Source organism: Devosia sp. 63-57, from assembly GCF_001899045.1.
Taxonomy (GTDB): domain Bacteria; phylum Pseudomonadota; class Alphaproteobacteria; order Rhizobiales; family Devosiaceae; genus Devosia; species Devosia equisanguinis.
In genome coordinates, this window is sequence record NZ_MKUY01000003.1 from 649,153 (window position 1) to 673,632 (window position 24,480).

Here is a 24,480-nt window from a genome sequence, read left to right on the forward strand (position 1 = left end):
CAAAACACTTGCGTGACACTGGCGTGACGGCTCTGTGACAGCGCCCGCTTCTATACAGCGGCCGCCCGGCTCCCTATATTGGCGACCAGAACAAACCAAGATTCGTCAAGGTCTCGTGCGACAGCTCCGCCCGCCGGACCCGAGGAAATTAAGCACGCATGGCCGACCCCGCTCCCCTGCCGCGCCCCGCCGCGGGCCCGATTACCAGTCAGTTGAACCGGCGCGAGCCGGACTATCTCGCCGGTCTCAATGCCGAGCAGCGCGATGCCGTGCTGACGACCGAGGGGCCGCTGCTGGTTCTGGCCGGCGCCGGCACCGGCAAGACCCGCGTTCTCACCACCCGCATCGCCCATATTCTCAACCAGCGCATAGCCTGGGGCAGCCAGATTCTCGCTGTGACCTTTACCAACAAGGCCGCCGCCGAGATGAAGAAGCGCATTCACGAACTGGTGCCGGCGCTCGATGGCCTGCCCTGGATGGGCACCTTCCACTCGATCTCGGCCCGCATCCTGCGCCAGCATGCCGAACTGGTCGATCTCAAGCCGCAATTCACCATTCTCGACACCGACGACCAGATCCGCGTCATCAAGCAACTGCTGGAAGCGGAAAATATCGACGAAAAGCGGTGGCCGGCCCGCCAGTTTGCGGGCATGCTCGACGCCTGGAAGAACCGAGGCCTGTTGCCCAAGGACGTCCCGGCGTCCGACAGCGCCTATTATGCCAATGGCAAGGGCGGCAAGCTCTATTACGATTACCAGGCGCGCCTCAAGGCGCTCAACGCTGCCGATTTCGGCGACCTCTTGCTCGAATGCATTCGGCTGTTTCGCGAAAATCCTGAAGTGCTCGCCGAATATCACCGCAAGTTCAAATACATGCTGGTGGACGAATATCAGGACAGCAACACCGCCCAATATCTCTGGCTGCGCCTGCTCGCCCAGGGCAAGCCGGCCCCGGAAGCCAATATCTGCGTCGTGGGCGACGACGATCAGTCCATATATGGCTGGCGCGGCGCCGAGGTGGACAATATCTTGCGCTTCGAGAGCGATTTCCCCGGTGCGAAGGTAATCAAGCTGGAGCGCAACTATCGCTCCACCGCCAATATCCTGAAGGCCGCTTCGACCCTCATTGCTTATAATGAAGGCCGGTTGGGCAAGACGCTGTTCACCGACATTGCCGAGGGCGGCGAGCCGCTTTCCTTCACCCAAGTCTATGATAGCGAAGAAGAAGCCCGCACTGTCGGCGAGGAAATCGAGCAGTATCAGCGCCAGGGCGAGCCGCTCAATTCCATGGCCATTCTGGTGCGCGCCTCCTTCCAGATGCGCGAATTCGAAGAGCGCTTCATCACCCTGGGGATCAATTACCGCGTCATCGGCGGTCCGCGCTTCTATGAGCGCAAGGAAATCCGCGATGCCCTGGCCTATCTGCGCCTTGTCGCACAGCCGGCCGACGATCTCGCCTTCGAGCGCATCGTCAACGTGCCCAAGCGCGGCCTCGGCGATTCCACCGTCAAGATGCTGATGGAAACGGCGCGCAGCATGAACCTGCCGCTGCTCAACGCCACCCGCCTGCTGGTCGAAACCGAGGAGCTCAAGCCCAAGCAGCGCACCACCCTGCGCGCGCTGGTGGGCCAGTTCGACGACTGGGCGCGGCGCAGCGAAAGCCTGCAGCCCTACGAACTGGTCGAACAGATCCTCGAGGAAAGCGGCTATACCGACATGCTCAGCGCCGACAAGTCGGCGGAAAGCCAGGGGCGCAAGGAAAACCTCAAGGAACTCAGCCGCGCCATGGAGGAATTCGAGACCCTTGGCGGTTTCCTCGAACACATCGCCCTGGTGATGGACCGCGACAATGCCGACGCCACCGATGCGGTCACCATCATGACCCTGCACTCAGCCAAAGGATTGGAATTCAACACCGTTTTTCTGCCCGGCTGGGAGGACGGCACCTTCCCCAGCCAACGTTCCATGGACGAAAGCGGACGCGCCGGGCTCGAGGAAGAACGGCGTCTGGGCTATGTCGGGATCACCCGTGGCCGCAAGCGCGTGCGCATCTCCGCCGCCCAGAACCGCCGCATTCACGGCCTCTGGCAATCGGCCATTCCCTCCCGTTTCGTCGACGAATTGCCGCCCGATGCCGTCGAGGTCACCGACCGCGGCTCGGCCTATGGCGGCTATGGTTATGGTGGCGGCGCGGCCAGTCGGTTCAACAAGGCAGACCCGTTCGAGAGCGTCTATGAGACCCCGGGCTGGCAGCGGGCTCGGGCCAATCAGGCCAATCGCAAGGGCGGCGGGCCGCTCACTATAGAGGGCGAACTCGTGGCCCGGTCAGTCGATCTGGGCAGCCAGACGAGCGGCTTCGCGCGCGGCGAGCGGGTGTTCCACCTCAAATTCGGCTATGGCGAAGTGATCAGCATCGAGGGCAACAAGCTGACCATCGACTTCGAAAAGGCCGGTACCAAGAAGGTGCTGGAGAGCTTCATCAAGAAAGGATGAGGCCGCGCCAGCCCGCTTGCTGACCGCATTATGAACGGAAGATGAACGGGAAAGCGGCCATCGGCTGCTGCCGCCATTGACTCGCCCACCTCAGGTGCAGCAATGAGAGCGCAATTCAGCCAAGGTGTGCCCATGTCAGTTGACCAGCTTTCCGTTTCCCTCAGCAAGGAACAGGCCTATGCGCTGGTCGACGCCGTGGCCGAGCGCGACGAGCTGGCGCTGACCGCTTCGGCGCATGAAAATGAAGAAACCGGCGAGTGGGTGTTCGAAGCCACGTGCGACAGTCCGCCCGATGTCGAGGCGTTCAATGCCCTCGCGCGCGAGGTTCTGGGCGGCGAAGTGAGCTTCACCGTCGAGGCCATCGACCCCGAGATCAACTGGGTCGCAAAATCGCTCGAAGGTCTCGCCCCGGTTATTGCCGGCGGCTTCTACGTCTATGGCAGCCATTCCACTGAAGATGTGCCCGAAGGGCTGACCCCGATGCGGATCGAGGCGGCGCAGGCCTTCGGAACCGGGCATCACGAGACCACCACCGGGTGCCTTGAAGCCATCGAGATGGTTTTGCGCAAGCGTACGCCCAGCCGCATGATCGATGTCGGCACCGGCACCGGCGTCTTGGCGATTGCTTTGGCCAAGCGGGTCGACGCGAAAATCCTCGCGACAGATATCGACCCCATCGCGGTGACCACCACCATAGAAAACGCCCGGGACAATGGCGTCGGTGCACAGATCGATACCATCGAGGCCACCGGCCTCGACCATGCCGAGATCCAGGCGCGCGCACCCTATGACCTCGTCGTCGCCAATATCCTGGCCGGTCCGCTGACCGAGCTCGCGCCGGAAATGGGCGAAATCACCCAGTCGAGCGGCAAGGCCATCCTGTCGGGCATTCTCAATACGCAGGCCGACGGCGTCATCGCCGCCTACCAGGCCGCCGGATTCACGCTGGTCGAGCACCTCAAACGCAAGGACTGGACGACGCTGATCCTGCAGAAGCGCTAAAGGGAAATAGTCTCGCTTACAAAGCGGCGGACACCCCCTCACCGACCCGGCTTTGCCGGGCCACCTCTCCCCGAGTGGGAGAAGGACAAGATTAGGTCCCAAAAAGCAAAATCCCCGAAGCGGGCTTCGGGGATGGGCTTGGATCGTCAGCAACTTACGTGCAGCAGCCTGTTAGGGGCGCTTGGTAACCGCGCCGATCAGCTGGTGCTGCATGCGATAGCTGACCTGGCGAGTGGCTTCCCGGCCGCGGGCATCAATGAGACCCCCAAGTGCCTTGTGGAAGTCGTTCTTGCTCTCAGTCATTTTCTACTCCATGCGGCGGAAGGTCTATTGCCCTCCGACACTCTCCATATAGGCGATTTGCCGAACCGGCGTTAGGGGCATGGCGTCAAGCCAGCCATGACCAGATTGCAGAGCGCGGTTAACGCGCGTTCACCTTGTTATGCACACGCGACTGGTCGCGCTCGAACTGGGCGATATAGCGCTCGGCCTGGCGGGTGCGTCCTTCGACGAGAGCGTTCAGTGCGCGCTGGAAGAAATTGTTCTGCTTGGCCATTTTCATCTCCTGATCTCTATCGAATAAGATAGGCTGCCCCGGCGCTTTCACCAGCGCCAATGCCACAAGCCAGCCATGACCGGAGCGCACTCCGGCGCCAGGATATCGCGATGACGCCCTCCCCTTTCCCGCCCGCCAAGTTCCAGACCTTTACCGAAAAGGCCGACCCCAGCCATGTCGCACCGCGCGTCGCCGCCCTGCGCACCGCCATGGCCAAGGCGGGCGTCGACGCGTTCCTGGTGCCGCGAGCCGACGCACATCGGGGCGAGTCGGTACCGGCAAGCGAGGCGCGCCTGGCCTATATCAGCGGCTTTACCGGCTCGGCGGGGCTGGCGGTCGTCGGTCGCGACCGCGCCGACCTGATCGTCGATAACCGCTATACCCTGCAAGCTCCGGCGCAGACCGATACGTCGATTTTCACCGTGCACGAAGTCAACGGCGCTAATGTCGATATCCGCGCCTTCGTGCCCAAAGGCGCCAGGGTCGCCTATGACCGCTGGCTGCACACGCCGGGCGGGTTGCGCGACCTGGCCGACAAGCTCAAGGGCCACGCCACGCTGGTGCCCGTGGACAATCTGATCGATTCGATCTGGACCGATCGCCCGGCCCCGCCGGTCAGCGCCATCGAATTTCTCGGCCACAACCGCGCCGGCCGCACCGCCAGCGACAAGATCGCCGATATTCAGGGTACGCTGAGTGCCACTGGTGCCGATGCCACGGTGCTCACTTTGCCCGAGTCGATCTGTTGGCTGCTCAATATGCGCGGCCATGACGTGCCCAACACGCCCTTCGTGCTGAGCTTTGCCGTGGTCCCGGCCACCGGCCTGCCGACGCTTTATCTCGCGGCGGCCAAGATCACGCCCGAGCTGCGCCAGGCGCTCTCCGGCGTGGCCGAGATCGACGACGTCGCTAATCTTCCTGCCGCCCTGACTGCACTCGGCAACGGGGCCAAGGCCGTCCAGATCGATCCCGATACTGCACCCTCTGCCATTGCGGAGGCCCTGGCCGAGGCCGGCGCCAGGCTGATCGAACAGCGCGATCCGGTATTGCTGCCCAAGTCACGCAAGAACGAGGCGGAACTGGCGGGCATGCGCGAAGCCCATAAGCTCGATGGCGTGGCGCTGGCAAAATTCCTCGCCTGGTTCGACACCGAGGCCCCTAAGGGCGAGCTCACCGAAATCGCCATCGTCACCGCGCTCGAAGCCTTCCGTCGTGAGGAAGAAACCTGCGTCGATGCCAGTTTCGACACCATTTCAGGCGCTGGTCCCAATGGCGCCATCGTCCACTATCGCGTCACCGAAAAGACCGACCGCCGGCTCAACCCCGGCGAAATCATGCTGGTGGACAGCGGCGCGCAATATCTATCGGGCACGACCGACATTACCCGCACCCTCTCCACCGGCCCGGCAACAGCCGAGCAGAAGGATCGCTATACCCGCGTGCTCAAGGGCATGATCGCCATTTCCCAGGCGCGCTTCCCCAAGGGCACCACCGGAGCGCAGATCGATATCCTGGCGCGCCAGTTCCTCTGGCAGGACGGTATCAGCTATAGCCACGGCACCGGCCATGGTGTGGGCGCCTATCTCGGCGTGCATGAAGGCCCGATCGGCATTGCGCCGCGCTATACCAGCCCACTGGAAGCCGGCAATGTCATTTCCAACGAGCCGGGCTACTACAAGGCCGGCGAATACGGCATCCGCATCGAAAACCTGGTGGTGGTGCGCGAAGCACCGGCCTTTCCGGGCTATCTCGAATTCGAGACCATCACGCTGGCACCCATCGACACGCGGCTGATCGACACGGCGCTGCTAACCGCAGGCGAGCGGGACTGGCTCAACCAGTTCCACGCTCAGGTCTGGGCCGAAATCGGCCCCCGCGTCAGCGGCGACGTGAAGACCTGGCTGCAGCAGGCAACGGCGGCGATCTGATTAGAGCGTTTCACGTGGTTGATGCGGCTTCATCGCCACCTCCCCTTTGAGGGGAGGGCTATCGCATATGGGTTTGAGCACTCTGCACACCCCCACCCAACCTCCCCCTGAAGAAGGGGGAGGAGCCGCATCGCGTCTGAGGAAAAACCTAGCCAAAAGCACGGGCCGGACTCCCTCCCCCTTGCGGGCTTTGACCTGTCCGGAAGGGCAAATCTCTCCAGTGGAGAGATTTGAAGCGAAAAGGCTTGGGTGGGGGACGACAGCCCGTGGCCAATATGTCCGTATGCCATAGCCCTCCCCTTTGAGGGTAAGTGTTCACCTTGATCGGGTCGGGAGGCGCCGAGGCTTCAGCTCCTGCTCTCCCTCCCCCCTCTACAGGGGGAGGTTAGGTGGGGGTGCGGCAGGTTCCGCAAACTCCCCTGAACGAACGGATTCGTGGATGGTTCAGCACCCCCACCCCGGCCCGCCCCCTCAAGAGGGGAGGGAGTTCGGGCGGCGCTTTTGGCAACATCTCACCCAGAACTCGATATGGATCCCGGCCTTCGCCGGCTTGACACCATGGGGGCGGGTTGTCCCGGCTCGGCCCGAAGGCCAAGCGCCGCTACTGCGCCGGCTGCGCCGAGAGGAAGATTTCGCTCAGGCGGTAGGGATATTCGCCATCGGTGCGGTAGACGTCGTCGATCTTCCAACCGCCATCTTCCTTGACCAGATCGTAGTAGATGGTCATCGGCTGATCGAAATTCTTGAAGTCCACCTCGACCACTGCCGTGTCACCAGAAATTTCCGGTGTGCCGATCACCAGATCGGACAGCATATAGTCCTGGCCATCGACATAGGGATCGAAGTCCAGCGCGCCCATTTCGCCTTCCGGCGTGCTGTTGGCATCGGCATCGTAAAGGGCGTTGAGCGCAGCCGAGCGGAACACCGACTCGTCGTCGTAGAAATTGTCGCTGAAATAGGGCTCGTAAAAGGCCTCGAGCAGGGCCTGGGGCGTGTCATAAGCCTGGGCACTGGCAAGACTGCCAAAGGCCAGGAACAATCCGGTCACGAGGGAAACAAGACGCATTGGAGACTCCAGGGGGTTAAGGGGCTGTTGGGGCCGCTGCTGCGGCCTGCGCGGCGCGGGTGAAGCCGGCCGCGTAAAGATCAGTCATGCGATAGGATTTGCCGGCCATGGTCGAGACGACATCATCGATGCGCCAGGTGCCATCTTCACGCACCAGTTCGACGGTGACCGTGCCCGGCACGCGATCATTGTGAAAGGCGACAGCAACGGCGGCGGTCTCACCATCCATGCTGATATCGCCGATTTCATGGGTGACCACCGCGCCGGGATAGGCACCGAGAAAGGGATCAAAATCGAGCGCGCCGGGCAGGCCCTGGAGTTGCAGGCGGTTATTCTCTTCAACCAGCGCATTGAGCGCCGCCGAGCGCAAGGCGTGGTCATTGCCATCGTAGTTGATCTGGGCATAGCCGGCATAGAATTGCTCGACGACAGCAGCGGGATCGCTCCGGTCGCCGGCAAGCGCCAGCGGTACGGCCAGCACCAGCGCCATGGCGAGGGCCAGCAGCCGGCGCATCAATTGAACCACACGATGAAATTGGGCCAGTTGTCGCCGAAGACGCGATTGCCGGCCGCAAAGCTCTGTTCATCGGCCACTGGCCCATCGCGCAGGAAGGGTAAGGCGCCCTGCCCGGTCAGCAGCATGATGAGGTCAGTTTCGGTCGCCGTTTCGAAATAGGCCGGCAGGCTGAACCCCTGGCGGAAGCGCCAATGCGGGATCAGCAGATCACCGGCCAGGATCTGCTCCACGGTGTCGAGCGTTTCCATCCACGCATCGACAACCTCCTGGGTCACGGCCATGCCTGGAACCAGCGAGGTCTGGGTCGGCGAGGGCACCAGCTCGCGATTGTCATCGGTTTCAGCCAGGATCGCTTCCCAATTGCGCCGCGACAGCGCCGTGACGCTGCGCATGCGCTCGAGCACGCCGGCGAGACGGGCACGATCCTCCACTGGGAAGGACGCCGTGTGGATGGCCGCAATCATATCGGCGATGAACCCGTCGCTTTCGGCGTCCATCATCAGCGTGCCGCGCGGCTTGGAAAAATCCTGCATCGGCAGGCCGGCGCGGGGAAACACCCGGTGCAGCGCCGTGTCGAAGAACTGGGAAAAATCATGGGCCAGGAGCAGATCGACCGGCGCGGCCGTGATCTGCGTATAACCGGCGAACCACAGGGCATCGGCGCGATCAAAACCGATCGTGGTATCAACGGGCGCTGTCCGCCCGTCCTTGCTCTTGCCCTGCGGCAACTCGATGGCATCGCCAAGCAGCTGCGCCAGCGTCTCGCCCTCAGAAGCGGTGCCGTCGCCATTGAGGTCGAGCCGCACACGCAGCGGATCGATGAGCAGGACAAAGTCGTCGTCGAATTCCGCCGCCAGCACAAAACCTTGCTGCGCCTGATCGAGCCCGGTGACAAAATCGTCGAGCACCTGGCGCAGCCCATCATAGGTCAGCGGCTCGGGGTCGGGATTGCCCGAGGCTGCGACCTGCGCCTCGCCAATGCCAAGCAGCATGGCCGCCGCCGGCATGTCGGGCGCGGTGGCACCGTGGCGATAGAGGGCCTGGGAAAAGCCCTCGGCGGTGAGGATAAGATCGATGAGGCCGACGCCGAAACAGGCTTCCGCGTCGCCCTCGTCGCAGGCGGTGGCATAGGCGTCGCGCTCGGCGGTGGCCGTCCCAGCATAGAGCAGGTCGGGCAATTTCTCGCCCAGGGGGCTGGCGATCGCTGCGCCGGGGGCCATAACTGCCGCCAGCGCCATTCCCATAACCAGGCGCATCCTCACCCTCCCAAAACTATTTGCCGACGCGTTCGAACCACTCGTCTTCGCTGATCACCTCGACACCCAGCGCCGCGGCCGACTTGAGCTTGGAGCCAGCACCGGGCCCGGCCACCAGAATATCGGTCTTGGCCGACACCGAGCCAGCGACCTTGGCGCCGAGCCGTTCGGCCATAGCCTTGGCTTCAGATCGTGTCATTTTTTCGAGGGAGCCGGTGAACACCACCGTCTTGCCGGCAATCTGGCTGTCGGCCGAAATGGTGACCACATAGGGCTTCGGCTTGACCTGCAGCAGCAGTGCGTCGAGCACCGCGTCATTGCGCTCATTGCCGAAAAAGTCGACCAGCGCCTCGATCACGGTGCCGCCAATGCCGTCGATCGAGGGGAAGGCCACCATCGGGTCCGCGGCGGCGGCGGTTTCCTTGCCGACGCGAATGACCTCCTCGATGGTGCCGAAATTGCGCGCCAGGGCCGCGGCAGTGGTTTCGCCGATATGACGGATGCCCAGCGCGAAGATGAAGCGATCGAGTTCGGGCTCGCGGCGGGCGTCGATGGCGGCAAAGAGCTTGTCGAGGCCTTCATAATTGCGGTCTTCGACGCTGCGGACATTCTTGCGCGTCTTGCCCGAGGCGGCCTCACGCGCCCGCGCCTGCTCCTCGCGCCGCTCGGCCAAAGCCTGCTGCACCGCAGGGCGGCGATCCCGAAGCGTGAAGATGTCGGCAGCGGTGCTGAGCAGGCCCTTGGAAAAGAACAGTTCGATATTTTCCGCGCCGAGCCCCTCGATATCGAGCGCCCCCCGGGAGACGAAATGCTTGAGACTCTCGACCGCCTGGGCGGGGCAGCTGAGTTCGCCGGTGCAGCGACGACGCGAATCGGCCTTGCCGGTCTTTTCGTTGACCTCGCGCACAGCGGGCGAGCCACACACCGGGCAGGTGTCGCGCATTTCATAGGGCTGCGCCTCAGGGGGGCGCTTTTCGATCAGCACATCGACGATTTGCGGAATGACGTCGCCGGCGCGCTGGATGACAACGGTGTCACCGATGCGGATATCCTTGCCGTCGCGGATGGGGTCGCCCTTGCTGTCGAGACCCTTGATATAGTCCTCATTGTGCAGGGTGACATTGACCACAGTGACGCCGCCGACGCTGACCGGATCGAGCCGGGCCACCGGCGCCAAGGTGCCGGTGCGGCCCACCTGGATATCGATGCCGCGCACCACGGTCGTAGCCCGTTCGGCGGGGAATTTATGGGCAATGGCCCAGCGCGGCTCGCCGGTCACAAACCCCCAGCGCCGCTGCAGCTCGAGCTGGTCGACCTTATAGACCACGCCGTCGATATCGTAGCCGAGCGAGGAGCGCTGGGCCTCGATGGTCTTGTAATGGGCGATCAGTTCCTCGGCCGAAGTGGCGCGCACCATCAGCGGGCTGATCTTGAACCCCCATTCGGCAAATTTCTGCACCGCCTCGAACTGGGTCGGTGCCGGATCGGCACTGGTAAAACCCCAGGCATAGGCAAAGAATTTGAGGTTGCGGCTGGCGGTGATCGAAGGATCTTTCTGGCGCAGCGAACCGGCGGCGGTGTTGCGCGGATTGACATAGTCCTGCCCGCCAATGGCGGCCGAGCGCTCCTTGAGCGCCTGGAACTCGGCATAGGTCATATAGACCTCGCCCCTGATCTCGATCACCTCTGGCCAGCCAGAGCCGGCGAGGCGTTCGGGAATATCCTTGATGGTTCTGAGATTGGCGGTGATGTCCTCGCCCACCGTGCCGTCGCCGCGGGTCGCGCCCTGCACGAAGACACCGTTTTCGTAGCGCAGCGAGGCCGAGAGCCCGTCGATCTTCGGTTCGGCCGTGAAGGCCAGGGCCAGCCCCTCGTCGCGCTGGAAGAAGCGATGGCCGCGCTCGATGAAGTCGGTCACGTCCTCATCGGTATAGGCCTTGGCGAGGCTGAGCATCGGCACGCCGTGGCGTACCTTGGCAAAGCCCTCGGCCGGGGCGGCGCCAACCTTGCCGGTGGGCGTGTCGGTCCGCACCAGTTCCGGGAAAGCCTCTTCGATGGCGTCGTTACGGCGCTTGAGCGCGTCATATTCGGCGTCGGTGATCTCGGGCGCATCATTCTGGTGATAGGCAATGTCTGCCGCTGCTATGGCAGCGGCCAACCGCTCTAGCTCGGCACGCGCCTCGTCCTCGGAAAGGTCGGCGACGTCTGTGAGGGTGAGGTCGGACATGGGGCTACTCAACGAGGGATTCTGTCAAAAGGATACCCCCTCCTAGCCTCTCCCTGATAGGGGGGAGGAACAGATCGGGGCAGACTGCGATGCCATTACGGTTCCGTCAGCCTTCTCCCCGTAACAGGGCAGGTTGGGCAGGGATAGAAACGGGAAACCTTATCCCACAGCCCCAAGCAATTTCTTGGCAGCAGCGCGGGCTTCGTCGGTGATCTCGGCACCGGCCAGCATGCGGGCTACCTCCTCCTGGCGCGCCGGCTTGTCGAGCGGGCGGACATGGGTGCGCATGAAGGCGCCCTCATTGACCATCTGCTTTTCGATCAAGAGGTGCCGATTGGCTCGCGCCGCCACCTGTGGCGCATGAGTGACCGTCAGCACCTGCACGGTGCCGGCCAGCCGCGCCAGGCGTCGGCCAATGGCGTCGGCGACGGCACCACCAACGCCGGTGTCGATTTCGTCGAAAATGAGCACCGGCGCCGAGCCGCGATCGGCCAGCACCACTTTGAGCGCCAGGAGGAAGCGGCTCAATTCGCCGCCCGAGGCCACCTTGAGCAGCGGCCCGGGCGCGGTGCCCGGATTGGTCTGCACGTGGAAGGCGATCTGGTCGAAACCGGTGGCGGCCACCCGCTCGCCATCGATCTGGTGATCGACGATGAACCTGGCCGCGCCCAGTTTGAGATCGGGCAATTCGGCTTCCACGGCCTTGCTCAGCGCCTTGGCTGCCTTCTTGCGGCCGTTGCTGAGAATATCGGCCGCCTCGCGATAGCGGGCGCGTGCCGTCGCTTCCTCGGCTTCGAGCGCCCGCAACCGGCTTTCCCCGCTTTGCAGCGTATCGAGATCGCCCTCATATTTGGCCAAGACCTCGACCAGGCCATCACAGCTGGTCTGGTGTTTGCGCGCCGCAGCGCGCAGGGCGAAGAGTCGCTCCTCGACCGCCTCCAATTCCGCCGGATCGAAGGCCATTTCGCGCTTGAGCTCTTCGAGCGCATCAGTGGTGCGATCCAATGTGATCAGGCTGGCATCGAGCGCCTCGACCAGCGGCTGGAACAGGGAGGCGCCGCCATCCACCTTGCGGATCAGCCGGCGCATCAGCCCCGCCAGTGCCGGACCGGGGGCGTTGGCGCCATTGAGGATATCGTCGATCTCGACCACGTCGGAGGAGGCCTTTTCGGCCTGCTGCAATTGCTGGCGGCGCTCGGCCAGTTCGTCCTCTTCGCCCAGCACCGGCTTGAGCTTGCCCAACTCGTCCACCGTGTGGCGGGCATATTCTTCGGCGGCGATGGCCTCGGCCACCAGGGTCCGCTGTTCGGAGACGGACTGCTGGATTTCGGCCAAGGCCGCCCAGCATTCCCGCACCGCATTGGCGTGCTGGGCCAGCTCGCCGAAAGCGTCGAGCGCCGCGCGGTGTGTCGCCACATCGACCAGCGCCCGGTCGTCGTGCTGGCCGTGAATTTCGACGATCTGCCCGCCCACCTTTTGCAGCAGCGAGGCTGATACCGGCTGATCGTTGATGAAGGCGCGGGTCCGGCCATCGGCGAATTGCACGCGGCGCAGGATCACGTCCTCGTCATCGGCAATGGCATTGTCGCGCAGCAGCGCCCGTGCCGGATGATCAGCCGCCAGCTCCAGCACGGCCACCACCTGCCCGCTGTCCTGCCCCTGGCGCACCAGCGAAGCGTCGCCGCGACCGCCCAAGGCCAGCGTCAGCGCATCGAGCAGGATGGATTTTCCAGCTCCGGTCTCGCCGGTGAGCACCGTCATCCCGGCATCGAGCGCCAGATCGAGTTGATCGATAAGAACGATATTACGGACCGACAGCGCGTTGAGCATGTCCGAGCTTTCCGAATTGGACCGACCACCCCGCTATAGCACCGCCCTGCCCGGTTCACGGGCGCGCCATCACCGCTTCCACAGCAAAGACGAGCAGCACGAGGCCGATCCGCATGATAGCAAACCAGAACAAATTGGCAACACGGATTTGCGTGGTGCTCGAATGGACTGGGAATGAGGATTGGGGTGCTGAACCCTCCAGGACTCCGTTCGTTGATGGGCGTTTGCTGAACCTGCAGCACCCCCACCTAACCTCCCCCTGTAGAAGGGGGAGGGAGAGCAAAACCGAAGCCTAAGCGCTTCCCAATGCGCTCAAAGTGAACATTTCCCTGAAGGAGGGGGAGGGCTATCGCATATGGCGAATTGGCACAGGGGTCTCATCCCCCACCCCAACCCTCCCCGCAAGGGCGAGGGGGACGGACTGGTGCTTTTGACTGACTCTTGCCCACAACTGGATGCAGCTCCTCCCCCTTCTTCAGGGGGAGGTTGGGAGGGGGTTGTTTAGCGATCCACTGATGGACCCCCTCCCTCAATCCCTCCCCTCAAGGGGGAGGGAAGCGAAAGCGCCCAAAGTCCACCTCAAGTTGAAATGGCCTAAGTTGAAATGGTCCAGGCGCTGGCACGCTTTTTACCGCCCACCACTGTGCTTGTTGCCCTGTCGCGCCAGGCTGACCATTTGCCTCTCGGCCAAACAAAAAGGGCCCCGATCGGGGCCCTTTTCAAATTCGTGTGCACAAGGCTTAGCTGCGATGGGCTGCCAGCCAGCTGCCCGAATTGAGGTTTGGCGCCAGGCCCTGCTTGCCGAGCAGTTCGAAAGCCCGCTTGTACCAGTCGCTGGACGGGTAGTTGTGACCGAGTACGGCGGCGGCGGACATGGCTTCGTTGGTGAGGCCGAGCAGCAGATAGCCTTCGGTCAGGCGGTAGAGGGCTTCCTCGATATGCGTCGAGGTCTGCCACTTCTCGACCACTTCGCGGAAGCGGTTGATGGCGGCGGTGTACTGACCATTGCCGAGATAGTAGCGGCCGACCGACATTTCCTTGCCGGCAAGCTGGTCATAGGCGACGAGGAGCTTGTCCTTGGCGTCCTTGGCATGCTCGGACTTGGGATAGTTGTTGATCAGCAGCGTATAGGTGTCGATGGCGTCGCGCGACAGCTGCTGGTCACGGGTGATGTCCTTGATCTGCGCGAAATAGGACGTGCCCTTGAGCCAGAGGACATAAGGCACGTCCTTGCCATTGGGATAGAGCGCCAGATAGCGGTCGGCGGCCAGAATGGCCGGCTCAAACTTGCCGGTGCGATAATTCGCATAGACCTGCATCAGCTTGCCCTTCTCGGTCAGCGGATCGCGCGGATGCTGGCGTTCGAGCTGCTCGAGCTTCTTGATGGCGGTCTGGTAGTACTGGCGATCCATATCGTCCAGCGCGCCCTGATACAGCGCAGCGGCCGGAATGATCGGCTCTTCCTTGACCTTGGGCGGGCCAAACAGATTCATGCCCGAACAGGCTGCGAGAAACGAGGCCACGACCGCCATGGCAGCGAGCCGAACGGCCCCGCGGGAAAACTGGCTTACAACGTCAAGCTTCACGAACTGCCCCGTTCCTCAAATACCGCATTGGGCTGCGGCGTAATTAGCAAATGGATCAAAACTGTGGCGTCGCCGAGGGCCGGAAGACCGGATCAGCGCACGGACCGCAGATAGTGATGAACCTCCAAGCCGTCCGGCTGGTCATCGAAGGCCTCGAATTCCAGCGGCAGCTCATCGGCCGTGACTATCTCATAATTGGCTTCGCTGGAAAAGAGACCGGCCAAAACATGGGCATTGAGCGCGTGCCCGCCCTTGTAGGAGCGAAAACGGCCCCAGATCGCCATGCCGCCCAGCGACAGATCACCAATCGCGTCGAGCAGCTTGTGCCGGACGAATTCGTCTTCGAAGCGCAGCCCGCCGGGATTGAGGATACGATCCTCATGCACGGTGATGGAATTGTCGAGGCTGGAGCCCAGGGCATAGCCGGCCTGACGCAGTATCTTGGCGTCGCGGGCGAAACCGAAGGTACGGGCGCGCGACACGTCCTCGAAATAGCGGCGCGGCGTCCAGTCGAAAATCATGCGCTGGCGGCCGATGACCTTGGAGTCGAAGTCGATCTCGAGGTCGAGTGCCCGGCCATTATAGGGCTCGAGCGCGGCGAAGGCGTCATTGTTGCGCACGGTGACGGCGCGCATGACCTTGAGGAATTTCTTCTGCGCCGGCTGAATTTCGAGGCCGACCTCGAGAATCGCGGTGGCGAAGGGATAGGCGCTGCCATCCATGATCGGGCATTCCGGCCCGTCCAGCGTGATCAGCGCATTGTCGACGCCCATGCCGGAGAGGGCGGAGGTGACGTGCTCCACCGTGGCAGCGCTGACGCTGTCGCCCAGGTCGAGCGTGGTGCACAGCGTGGTGCGGCTGACGCGGGAGAAGTGGACCGGAACGGGCTGGGTAAAGCTGTTTTCGCCGATCTCGCGGCGAATGAGGTAGCCGCTGTCGGGAGCGGCCGGACCAATGACGAGGGTAACCGGCTGGGCGCTGTGCACACCGTAACCGGCGAACTTGATCTCACCGGCGAGCGTGCGCTGGCGTGTCGAAAGCTTGTTCATACTGTAGGGATACTCCGCCGAACATTCACGCTCGCCAAACACCTAGCTAAAAAAAACTCGGCGCGAAAGCCGCGCCGAGCCATGTTTCAGGGTTTCCTTTACAGGGAATTAACCGTGCTTGCGCAGGAAGGCCGGGATCTCCAGGTGATCCTTCTGCTGCGGCTGGGCCGGCTGGCGACCTTGGTTATCGAGGGTGCCACGAGCGCCTTCGCTAGCGGGCGGAACCCGCGAAGCCCTTGCACCACCGGCCTCAATTGCGCTGCGGGCAGCGGCGTCGTCGGCGGTCGAAGTGCGGGGCTCCTGACGGGTTTCAGCGGCCTGCTGACCCAGGTTCAGGCCGACATTGGACGCCAGGCGCTTGAACAGGGCACGGGCATTTCGCGGTTCAGCCTCATGACGTTCCTGCGCGTCCTGTGTCCGGCGCGCAACAGCCGGAAGCTCCTCGGTGCGCGGCATGCGGCGCTGACCTTCGGGGCGGGCTGCGTGCGAGGGCACATAGACGCTCGGAATCGGCTGTTCTTCGACCATCTGAACCTCTTCGGGCTCGTGATGGATTTCGGCGGCCGGGGTATAGGGCTCGACGAAAACGCCGTCATCTTCGAGCATGGACTGCTGCAGCGGGCGCTGGGCGGCAAAGGCCTCGGCAACGGCGGCTTCCACCTGCTGGCCGATCTCTTCGACCTCGGCAATGACCGGCTCGGGAGCCGGCGGCACGACCGAACGGGTCGGCTCGACGGGCACATGGCGCTTGACCGAAAGCGGGGTGCGCGAGGCATGCGGCTTGGCCGGCTCGAGCGCCTGGACCATGGTGGCGTCGGTACCGGTGGCCACCACGGACACGCGGATCGTGCCGTTGAGGTTCGGATCGTAGGTGGCGCCGAGAATGATATTGGCGTCCACGTCGACTTCCTCGCGGATGCGGCTGGCCGCTTCGTCGACTTCGTAAAGGGTCAGGTCCGGACCGCCGGTGATGGAGATCAGCAGGCCACGAGCGCCGTGCATCGACACATCGTCGAGCAGCGGATTGGCAATGGCAGCCTCGGCGGCGTGGCGGGCGCGATCTTCACCAGAGGCTTCGCCGGTGCCCATCATCGCCTTGCCCATGCCGCGCATGACGGCGCGCACGTCGGCGAAGTCGAGGTTGATCAGGCCTTCCTTGACCATGAGGTCGGTGATGCAGGCCACGCCGGAGAACAGCACCTGGTCGGCCATCGCGAAGGCGTCGGCAAAGGTGGTCTTTTCGTTAGCGACGCGGAACAGGTTCTGGTTCGGAATGACGATCAGCGTATCGACATGGCGATGCAGCTCATCGATCCCGTCCTCGGCCAGACGGCTGCGGCGGTTGCCTTCGAAATTGAACGGCTTGGTCACCACGCCAACCGTCAGGATGCCCTGCTCGCGAGCGGCGCGCGCCACGACGGGTGCTGCGCCGGTGCCCGTGCCACCGCCCATGCCGGCAGTGATGAACACCATGTGCGAACCGCTGAGATGGTCGTTGATCTCGTCCCAGCTTTCCTCGGCTGCAGCGCGACCCACTTCCGGGTGCGAGCCGGCGCCCAGGCCTTCGGTGACACCGACGCCGAGCTGAATGATTCGCTGTGCCTTGCTGAGGGAAAGCGCCTGTGCGTCGGTATTGGCGACGACGAAATCGACACCGTCCAGGCCGGATTCGATCATGTTGTTAACGGCGTTGCCGCCACCACCGCCGACACCGAACACGGTGATGCGGGGCTTGAGTTCCTGAATGTCCGGGATGGTGAGGTTGATGGTCATAAATGGCCCCATAGTGGCGTGGTTGATTAAGATTTACCCTCCAATTCGTTAACCGCGTCCTAACAATTGAAGCCTTCGCGTTAACGAAAAGGCAAAATGCGACATCGGGGCGTTACGCATTCAGGAAGCGTTAACCATGAAAGGCCGCCCGCACCCCAGCATCTGTGGGCGCGGCTCAAGACCAGCGGACCGTCAAAAAAATCAGAAGCTCGTGCGCAGCCAGTTGCCGACGCGGGCGAAATAGCCATCGGTACCGGTGAGCTTACGGGTGCCGCGCGGCTCGGCATATTCCTGGCTGCAGACCTGCGGATAGATGAGCATGCCGGCGACACTGGCAAAGGCGGCGCCCTTGGCGATCTCGGGCAGGCCAGCAATGCCCATGGGCCGGCCATTGCGCACATTGCGCGCCAGAGTGCGGCGGGCGACTTCGGGCAGGCCGGTCATTTCGCTGGCCCCACCAGTGAGCACGAAGCGGCGGCCGCAGACATCCATCATGCCGGTGGCCTGCATGCGGTCGCGCACCGCGGTGAGGATTTCCTCGATGCGCGGTCGCATGATGCGGGTCAGCACCGAACGGGCCACCTGCCCCGGCGCCTCGTCATGGCTGGCCCCGACCGGCTGGATCGGGATCATCTCGCGCTCGTCGGCCTGGCCCGGCAGGACCGAACCATGCAACGTCTTGAGCCGTTCGGCATCGGCAACGCTGACCGAGAGCTGGCGGGCAATGTCGAGGGTCAGGTGATGCCCGCCAATGGCGATGGCATCGGCATAGACCATATGGCCGTCATTGAAGACCGAAACGGTGGTGGTGGCCCCGCCGAAGTCGATGCAGGCAACGCCCAATTGCGCCTCGTCATCGACGAGGGTCGCGAGACCCGAGGCATAGGGAGTGGCGACCAGTGCCTCGATCTGCAGGTGGCAGCGATGCAACACCAGTTCAAGATTGCGCATGGCCAGCGTCTCGGCCGAAATCACCGCGACGTCGACACCGAGCTTTTCGCCCACCATGCCATGGGGATCGCGAATGCCCTTCTGGCCATCCAGGGCGTAACCGATCGGCAATGCATGGATGATCGAGCGTTCCGGGCGCACCGAGCGGGAATTGACCGCCTTGAGCACGCGCACGATATCGGCCTTCTCGACCTCCTGTCCGTCGAGCGACACGGCGGCGGAGAAGGTTTCGGAACCCAGCCGACCGGCAGTGACGTTGACCAGGACGGATTCCAGCGTCAGACCGGCAGCGCGCTCGGCCATGCCGACCACGGTGCGGATCGCCTGCTCGGCCTTTTCGATATCGGTGACGACACCGCTCTTGACGCCGGAAGACGGGCCATAGCCGAAACCGATCACCTCGGCCTGATGGGTGCGTCCGCGCAGTGCCTTGCCCTCGGCGCGGGGCGTGAGGCGGGCGATGACGCAGCAGATCTTGGTCGAGCCGATGTCCAGCACGGCCACCAGGGTGGTCTTGCCCGGCAGAACGGGGCGGAGCCGCGAGGTCATCGCATCGGTCATCATGATTTTTCGGTGTCTTCGGTCTTGTTGGGGCGCACGGCCACGATGGTGTCGATCCGCAGATCGATGATGCTGACATCGCGGTCGAGCAGTTGGAATTCGTTCTGATAAGAGGTGAGCTTGCGCAAGGCCTGCGCCACGCCTTGCTCGGGCAGCTGCACCCGGAGGCCGGTGTCGTAGATCATGTCCCAGCGCCGGTCGGCGATACGGGACAGCGCCACGAGGCCATTGCGCAGATGCGGGAAACCATCGAGCGCCCGGATCATGGCCAGCGCATCGTCAGCGGCGCCGTCGCCGATCACCAGCGGCAGGTCACTGTAAGCGCCACGATCCTCGCCGATCTGCTCGCCTGCCCCGTCGATGACGAAGGTGACGCCATCAACCCGCCAGCGGGCGACCGGGATTTTCTCGGCAATCACCACCGACACGTCGCCAGGATAGGTCTTGCGGACGCTGACCGTATCGACGGCCGGCAATTGCGCGACACGCTGGCGGGCCGCTTCCACGTCGAAGGCCAGGGTCGAGGCATTGGGCTGAATGCCCAGCGCGTCGAAGATCGCCTGCTCGGAGGTCAGTGTCTGCCCGGTGATCGAAATCTCGCCAATGGCCATGCCGGCTTCGGCAAACTCGCCTTGCGCGAGCGTTCCAAGGGTACCGGCAAAGGCACCGATCGGTTCGCGCACCTGATAAAGCGTCAATGCGCCGACAAGAGCGGCGGCGATCCACAGGCCACGGCGGATGGCACGGCCATGCAGCACGCGGATGCGCGTAAAACGCCCCGCCAGCCGCTGCCGCTGCGGCCGGGCAGGAACAGGCAGTGCGCGGGGATCGACCATCCGCGCTCCGGCGAGAAAAGCCTCGCTCTTTACCTGTTGCAACTCGCGTCCTCCACCATCCAGGAGACCAGATCCTCAAAGGAGTGGCCCGCATGCAGCGCCTGCTCGGGCGCCAGCGAGGTGGGGGTCATGCCCGGCTGGGTGTTGATTTCCAGACAGACAAGCTCGCCATCTTCGCCCGCCGCATCATTGTACCGGAAGTCGGTGCGCGTGATGCCGCGACAGCCCAGCGCTTCATGCGCCATCAGGCTCATCTTTTGGACTTTGTCGTAAATTTTCGGTGAAATCTGCGCCGGTAACACGTGATGTGATCCACCGGCAGAATACTTCGCCTCATAATTGTAGAAGGCCAGATCGGTGACGATCTCGGTCACCGGCAGTGCCACCCCGCCCATCACCGCGCAGGTCAGTTCGCGGCCGGGAATATAGCGCTCGACCATCAGCGTCTCGCCGCCATCCCAATCAGCACCCAGAATTTCCTGCGGCGGATGGGACTGGTCGGCCTTGACGATCAAGACGCCGAAGCTCGAGCCATCGGCGATGGGCTTGACCACATAGGGCGGCTTCATGACATGGGCCCGGCCCACTTCGGCGCGGCCGGCGATCACGTGATCGGTGACCGGAATGCCGGCGGCCTTGAGCATGATCTTGGCCTGGTGCTTGTCCAGCGCCAAGGCCGAGGCCAGCACGCCCGAATGGGTATAGGGAATGCGCAGGAATTCCAGCACGCCCTGGATGGTCCCGTCCTCTCCAAAACGGCCATGCAGGGCATTGAAAGCGACATCGGGCTGAAGCGCGCGCAGGCGTTCGGCAATGTCGTAGCCGACATCAACTTCGGTCACCCGATAACCGGCGCGGCGCAGCGCCTCGGCACAGCCCTTGCCCGAACTCAGCGATACCGGGCGCTCATTGGAGAGCCCCCCCATCAGGACGGCGACATGTTTTGTCATGAGGTGGCTCCCGCCCCCATCAGCGCTTCCAATTCGCCCGGCAGCGCAGCGGCCCATTGGGTGATGTTGCCGGCACCGAGGCAGACGACATAATCGCCCTCGTTGACGCGCGAGGCGAGCAGCGGCGCCAGAGCCTCATGGCTATCGAGCACCCGGGCATCGCGATGGCCGCGGGCCCGGATGCGGTTGACCAGTTCCTCATGGGTGACGCCCGGGACGGGCTGTTCGCCCGCCGCATAGATCGGCGCGACGATGACGGTATCGGCATCGTTGAAGCAGGCGGCGAAATCGTCGAACAGGTCGTGGACGCGCGAGAAGCGGTGCGGCTGTACCACGGCGATGACCTCACCGCGCGCCGACTGACGGGCGGCCTTGAGCACGGCGGCGATCTCGACCGGGTGATGGCCGTAATCATCGATGACGGTGACGCCGCCGGCCTCGCCGGTCTTGGTGAAGCGGCGCTTCACCCCGGTGAAGCCCTTGAGACCCTTGCGGATGGCTTCGGCAGGGACATGCAACTGGTCGGCCACGGCGATGGCGGCGGTGGCGTTGAGCGCATTGTGCACGCCCGGCATCGGCAATTGCAGCCCGTCGATGCGCAATTGCGTCTGGCGGATACGGTCGCGGATTTCGACGGCGAAATGCTGGACGCCGTCATGATTTTCGAGATCGACGAGGCGCACATCGGCCTGCGGATTGCGGCCATAGGTGATGACGCGGCGGTCGCGGATATCGCCGACCAGCGACTGCACGATCGGGTGGTCGAGGCACATGACCGCGAAGCCGTAGAAGGGCACGTTCTCGACGAACTGGTGGAAGGCCTTTTTGACCCCATCGAAATCGCCATAGTGGTCGAGATGTTCGGGGTCGATATTGGTCACCACGGCAACGTCGGCGGGCAGCTTGACGAAGGTGCCGTCGCTCTCGTCGGCCTCCACCACCATCCACTCACCGGCACCCAGACGGGCATTGGTGCCATAGGCATTGATGATGCCACCATTGATGACGGTGGGATCGAGATTGCCGGCGTCGAGGAGTGTGGCGACCAGCGTCGTGGTCGTGGTCTTGCCATGGGTGCCGCCAATGGCGATGGCGGTCTTGAAGCGCATGATCTCGGCCAGCATTTCGGCGCGCCGCACGATGGGCAAAGCCTTGGCGCGGGCCGCTACCAGTTCGGGATTGTCCTTGCGGATGGCGGAGGAGACGACCACCACTTCGGCCTGGCCGAGATTGTCGCCGCTCTGGCCGATCTCGACCTTGATCCCCATGTCGCGCAGGCGCTGTACATTGGTATTGGCTGAGGCGTCCGAGCCTTGGACCGTATAGCCCTGGTTGTGCAGGATTTCGGCGATACCGCTCATGCCGATGCCGCCAATGCCGATGAAATGCACCGGACCCATGTTACGCGGCATCTTCATGATAATTGTCTTCCTTCGATCTGGGTATTTCGGCCGGCCAGCAGTTCGGCGAGGTCGGCCAGCTTTTCCACGGCGCGGGGCTGGCCCAAGGCGCGGGCGGCCGATGCAGCCGCGGCCAGGCGCGGCGGGTCGCTCAGCAGTTCGGTCAGGCGAGTGGCAAGCGATTGCGGTGAAAGCGTGGCCTGCTCTTCCATCCAGCCGCCGCCGCCCTCCTGCAGGAACAGGGCATTATACTTCTGGTCGGAATCCAGCGCGCCCGGCAGCGGGATCAGGATGGCCGGACGGCCGATCACTGCAAGCTCGGTAATGGTGGAGGCCCCTGCCCGGCAGATCACCAGATGGGCATCGGCGATGCGATCGGGCAGATCGCCGATGAAACTGGCCAGCGACACGCTGGTGCGCGACTGGCGGTAGCTCTCGGCCACCCGGTCGATATCCTCGGGCCGGGCCTGCTGCACGATCTGGAGGCGATTGCGCAAAGCGTCGGGTAGCAGAGCGATGGCGGCCGGCACCAGGTCCGACAGCACCCGCGCGCCCTGGCTGCCGCCGGTGACGACGAGACGGATGGTGCCGCGATCATCGAGCAGCGGATAGGGACGGCCGGCCAGCGGCCGCACCCGGTCGCGCACGGGATTGCCGGTGACGATCTTTTCGAGCGAGGCCGCATCGGCAAAGCGCGTCTTGGCAAAGCTCAGCGCCAGCACATCGGCAAAACGGGTGAGCGCCCGATTGGCCCGCCCCATCACCGCATTCTGCTCGTGCAGGATACCCGGAATACCGAGCAGGCTGGCAGCGATAAACGGCGGAAAAGTGGGATAGCCACCAAAGCCGATAACCGCGTCCGGCCGCGTCTTGCGCAGCTTGCCCAAGGCGGTGGCGACACCACGCAGGATGGTGAAGCCGGCGCCGACGAATTTTATCGGATTGCTGAGCGAGGGCGTGGCGGCGGGAATGATGTGGATCTGGCGGGCCGGAAAATCGGCGCCATAGCTGTCGACGCGATGATCGGTCATCAGCTCGACGGCATGGCCGCGGCGGATCAGTTCCTGGGCAAGGGCCATGGCCGGGAAGAGATGTCCACCCGTGCCGCCGGCCATGAGAACGAAGGTCTTCATTCGGCGGGCGCGACCACGGCGCTGCGATAGGAGGGAAGTCCGGTGGCCATGCGTTCCTCTGGCTTGGTTCGGGTAAAGGCCAGCATCAGGCCCATGGCAAAGGCGACCGCAATCATCGACGTGCCGCCATAGGACACGAATGGCAGCGTCATGCCCTTGGGCGGGATGAGGTTGAGATTCACCGCAAGATTGATGCCGGACTGCATGGCGAACTGGATGGCAATTGTCGATGCGGCAAGACGCGCGAACAGGCTGGTCTGGCGTTGGGCCGCGATCATGGCGCGGATCACGATGAAGGCGATGACGCCGACGAGACCCATGCAGAACAGAATGCCGAATTCGCCGGCGGCGGCGGAGAACACATAGTCGGCATGGGCGTCGGGGATGAGCTTCTTGGCGATCGACTCGCCCGGCCCCCGGCCGAACCAGCCGCCCTCGAGCAGCGACTGCAGGGCGCGGTCGATCTGGTAGGTATTGCCGCCGCCATCAGGGTTGATGAAGGTATCGATGCGGCGGGCGAAGTGCGGGAAGAACAGATAGGCGCCGAAGAGCAGGCCACCGGCCGCACCGGCAAGGCCGAAAATGATCCACCAGGAAATGCCGGACAGGAACAGCAGCACCGCCCAGGTGGCGAAGACAAGCGCCGTCTGGCCGATATCGGGCTGCAGCAAGAGGCCCGAGACGATGGCCAGCATGATTATCGTCGCCAGGGTCCGCCCCGGCACGTTGCGATGGATCATGAATTCGGAGAACAACCAGGCGCCGATCACGGCAAAGGCCGGCTTGACGAATTCAGAGGGCTGCACTGACTGGCCGGCAATGGTGATCCAGCGCCGCGCGCCCTTTACTTCGGTGCCGAAGCGCAAGGTTGCCCATAACAGCAGCGTCATGACGATCAGCACGCCGAGCGCTGCAAAGCGCGCCTGGCGATGGCTGAGCAAGGAGGTGGCCAGCATGACGGGAATGGCGAGAAGTACGAAAAGCCCGTGGCGAAGCACGAAATACCATTCGTTGAGCCCGATGCGCTCGGCCACCGGCGGGCTGGCGCCGAAGCTGAGCACCATGCCGCAAGCCAGAAGCAGCACCAGGGCGCCGAGCAATTCGCGATCAATCGACCACCACCACTCGGCCAGCGGGGTTTTTTCGGCGCGGGAGAACATCATCGGCGCAACACTGGTACTCGATACAAACTGCATCGAATTGTAACTGTCGATGGTTACCGATTTGGTAAGGGATTTCGCGTTTTGCGAGTCAGCGCCACTGACGAAAACGCCCCGGGCAAGAGCCCGAGGCGTTCACCGCAAGCCATCGCTCCCGGGAGGCAGGGGAGCGATGCAAAGGGAGGCCGGAAAGCCCCTCCCCGATCC

The 24,480-nt window shown here is 63.6% G+C and carries 19 protein-coding genes; 3 read left to right on the plus strand and 16 right to left on the minus strand.

Going from position 1 to position 24,480, the window contains the following annotated elements; all coding sequences use genetic code 11:
- The first annotated feature begins 158 nt into the window (after positions 1–158).
- Together BGO80_RS03325 and BGO80_RS03330 are read left to right on the plus strand one after the other, a co-directional pair.
- Positions 159–2,492 carry an ATP-dependent helicase gene (locus BGO80_RS03325; RefSeq protein WP_286719081.1) on the plus strand — a complete coding sequence of 778 codons (2,334 nt, stop codon included), beginning with the start codon at positions 159–161 and terminating at the stop codon, positions 2,490–2,492.
- 132 nt (positions 2,493–2,624) lie between these two features.
- Complete coding sequence (locus tag BGO80_RS03330) at positions 2,625–3,494, plus strand: 50S ribosomal protein L11 methyltransferase (protein WP_286719083.1); 870 nt, start codon at positions 2,625–2,627, stop codon at positions 3,492–3,494.
- A 171-nt stretch (positions 3,495–3,665) separates the two neighbouring features.
- Here the strand turns inward: BGO80_RS03330 and BGO80_RS03335 are convergent, their stop codons facing one another.
- Together BGO80_RS03335 and BGO80_RS03340 are read right to left on the minus strand one after the other, a co-directional pair.
- Entirely contained in the window at positions 3,666–3,797 is a 132-nt protein-coding gene (locus BGO80_RS03335) for a hypothetical protein (RefSeq protein ID WP_268907407.1), read from the minus strand.
- A gap of 118 nt (positions 3,798–3,915) precedes the next feature.
- On the minus strand, positions 3,916–4,050 hold the full coding sequence (locus BGO80_RS03340; RefSeq protein ID WP_286719085.1) for a hypothetical protein: 135 nt from the start codon (positions 4,048–4,050) through the stop codon (positions 3,916–3,918).
- Between the two features lie 110 nt (positions 4,051–4,160).
- Here BGO80_RS03340 and BGO80_RS03345 point away from each other — a divergent pair, with 110 nt between their 5' ends.
- The gene (locus BGO80_RS03345; protein WP_286719087.1) at positions 4,161–5,978 is read left to right on the plus strand and encodes an aminopeptidase P family protein; all 1,818 of its coding nucleotides are present in this window, start codon (positions 4,161–4,163) and stop codon (positions 5,976–5,978) included.
- 601 nt (positions 5,979–6,579) lie between these two features.
- Here BGO80_RS03345 and BGO80_RS03350 read toward each other — a convergent pair.
- The 14 genes from BGO80_RS03350 to BGO80_RS03415 form a co-directional block, all read right to left on the minus strand.
- Positions 6,580–7,044, minus strand: coding sequence for a DUF3828 domain-containing protein (locus BGO80_RS03350; RefSeq protein WP_126149460.1), 465 nt, complete (start codon positions 7,042–7,044; stop codon positions 6,580–6,582).
- Positions 7,045–7,060: 16 nt separating this feature from the next.
- Positions 7,061–7,558 carry a DUF3828 domain-containing protein gene (locus tag BGO80_RS03355; protein ID WP_286719091.1) on the minus strand — a complete coding sequence of 166 codons (498 nt, stop codon included), beginning with the start codon at positions 7,556–7,558 and terminating at the stop codon, positions 7,061–7,063.
- Entirely contained in the window at positions 7,558–8,817 is a 1,260-nt protein-coding gene (locus tag BGO80_RS03360; protein WP_286719093.1) for a hypothetical protein, read from the minus strand. Before BGO80_RS03360 ends, BGO80_RS03355 begins: the two co-directional genes overlap by 1 nt.
- A 16-nt stretch (positions 8,818–8,833) precedes the next feature.
- Entirely contained in the window at positions 8,834–11,044 is a 2,211-nt protein-coding gene (gene ligA / locus BGO80_RS03365; RefSeq protein WP_286719095.1) for an NAD-dependent DNA ligase LigA, read from the minus strand.
- A 159-nt stretch (positions 11,045–11,203) separates the two neighbouring features.
- Positions 11,204–12,874 (minus strand): DNA repair protein RecN, encoded by a 1,671-nt coding sequence (recN, locus tag BGO80_RS03370; protein WP_286719096.1) that lies wholly within the window; start codon positions 12,872–12,874, stop codon positions 11,204–11,206.
- A 740-nt stretch (positions 12,875–13,614) separates the two neighbouring features.
- Positions 13,615–14,460, minus strand: a complete 846-nt coding sequence (locus tag BGO80_RS03375; RefSeq protein ID WP_126150952.1) for an outer membrane protein assembly factor BamD — start codon at positions 14,458–14,460, stop codon at positions 13,615–13,617.
- Between the two features lie 92 nt (positions 14,461–14,552).
- The gene (lpxC, locus tag BGO80_RS03380; protein ID WP_126150951.1) at positions 14,553–15,509 is read right to left on the minus strand and encodes a UDP-3-O-acyl-N-acetylglucosamine deacetylase; all 957 of its coding nucleotides are present in this window, start codon (positions 15,507–15,509) and stop codon (positions 14,553–14,555) included.
- Positions 15,510–15,617: 108 nt separating this feature from the next.
- Positions 15,618–17,282, minus strand: a complete 1,665-nt coding sequence (gene ftsZ / locus BGO80_RS03385; protein WP_126150950.1) for a cell division protein FtsZ — start codon at positions 17,280–17,282, stop codon at positions 15,618–15,620.
- 201 nt (positions 17,283–17,483) lie between these two features.
- Positions 17,484–18,797: a cell division protein FtsA gene (gene ftsA / locus BGO80_RS03390; protein WP_126150949.1), complete on the minus strand. Its 1,314-nt coding sequence runs from the start codon at positions 18,795–18,797 to the stop codon at positions 17,484–17,486.
- Positions 18,794–19,630, minus strand: a complete 837-nt coding sequence (locus BGO80_RS03395; protein ID WP_126150948.1) for a cell division protein FtsQ/DivIB — start codon at positions 19,628–19,630, stop codon at positions 18,794–18,796. Before BGO80_RS03395 ends, ftsA begins: the two co-directional genes overlap by 4 nt.
- Positions 19,631–19,659: 29 nt before the next feature.
- Positions 19,660–20,580, minus strand: coding sequence for a D-alanine--D-alanine ligase (locus BGO80_RS03400; protein ID WP_126150947.1), 921 nt, complete (start codon positions 20,578–20,580; stop codon positions 19,660–19,662).
- Positions 20,577–21,998: a UDP-N-acetylmuramate--L-alanine ligase gene (gene murC, locus BGO80_RS03405; protein WP_286719100.1), complete on the minus strand. Its 1,422-nt coding sequence runs from the start codon at positions 21,996–21,998 to the stop codon at positions 20,577–20,579. The genes BGO80_RS03400 and murC overlap by 4 nt, the downstream gene beginning before the upstream one ends.
- Entirely contained in the window at positions 21,995–23,113 is a 1,119-nt protein-coding gene (gene murG / locus BGO80_RS03410; protein ID WP_286719101.1) for an undecaprenyldiphospho-muramoylpentapeptide beta-N-acetylglucosaminyltransferase, read from the minus strand. Before murG ends, murC begins: the two co-directional genes overlap by 4 nt.
- Entirely contained in the window at positions 23,110–24,273 is a 1,164-nt protein-coding gene (locus BGO80_RS03415) for an FtsW/RodA/SpoVE family cell cycle protein (RefSeq protein ID WP_126150980.1), read from the minus strand. The genes murG and BGO80_RS03415 overlap by 4 nt, the downstream gene beginning before the upstream one ends.
- Between the last annotated feature and the right edge of the window lie 207 nt (positions 24,274–24,480).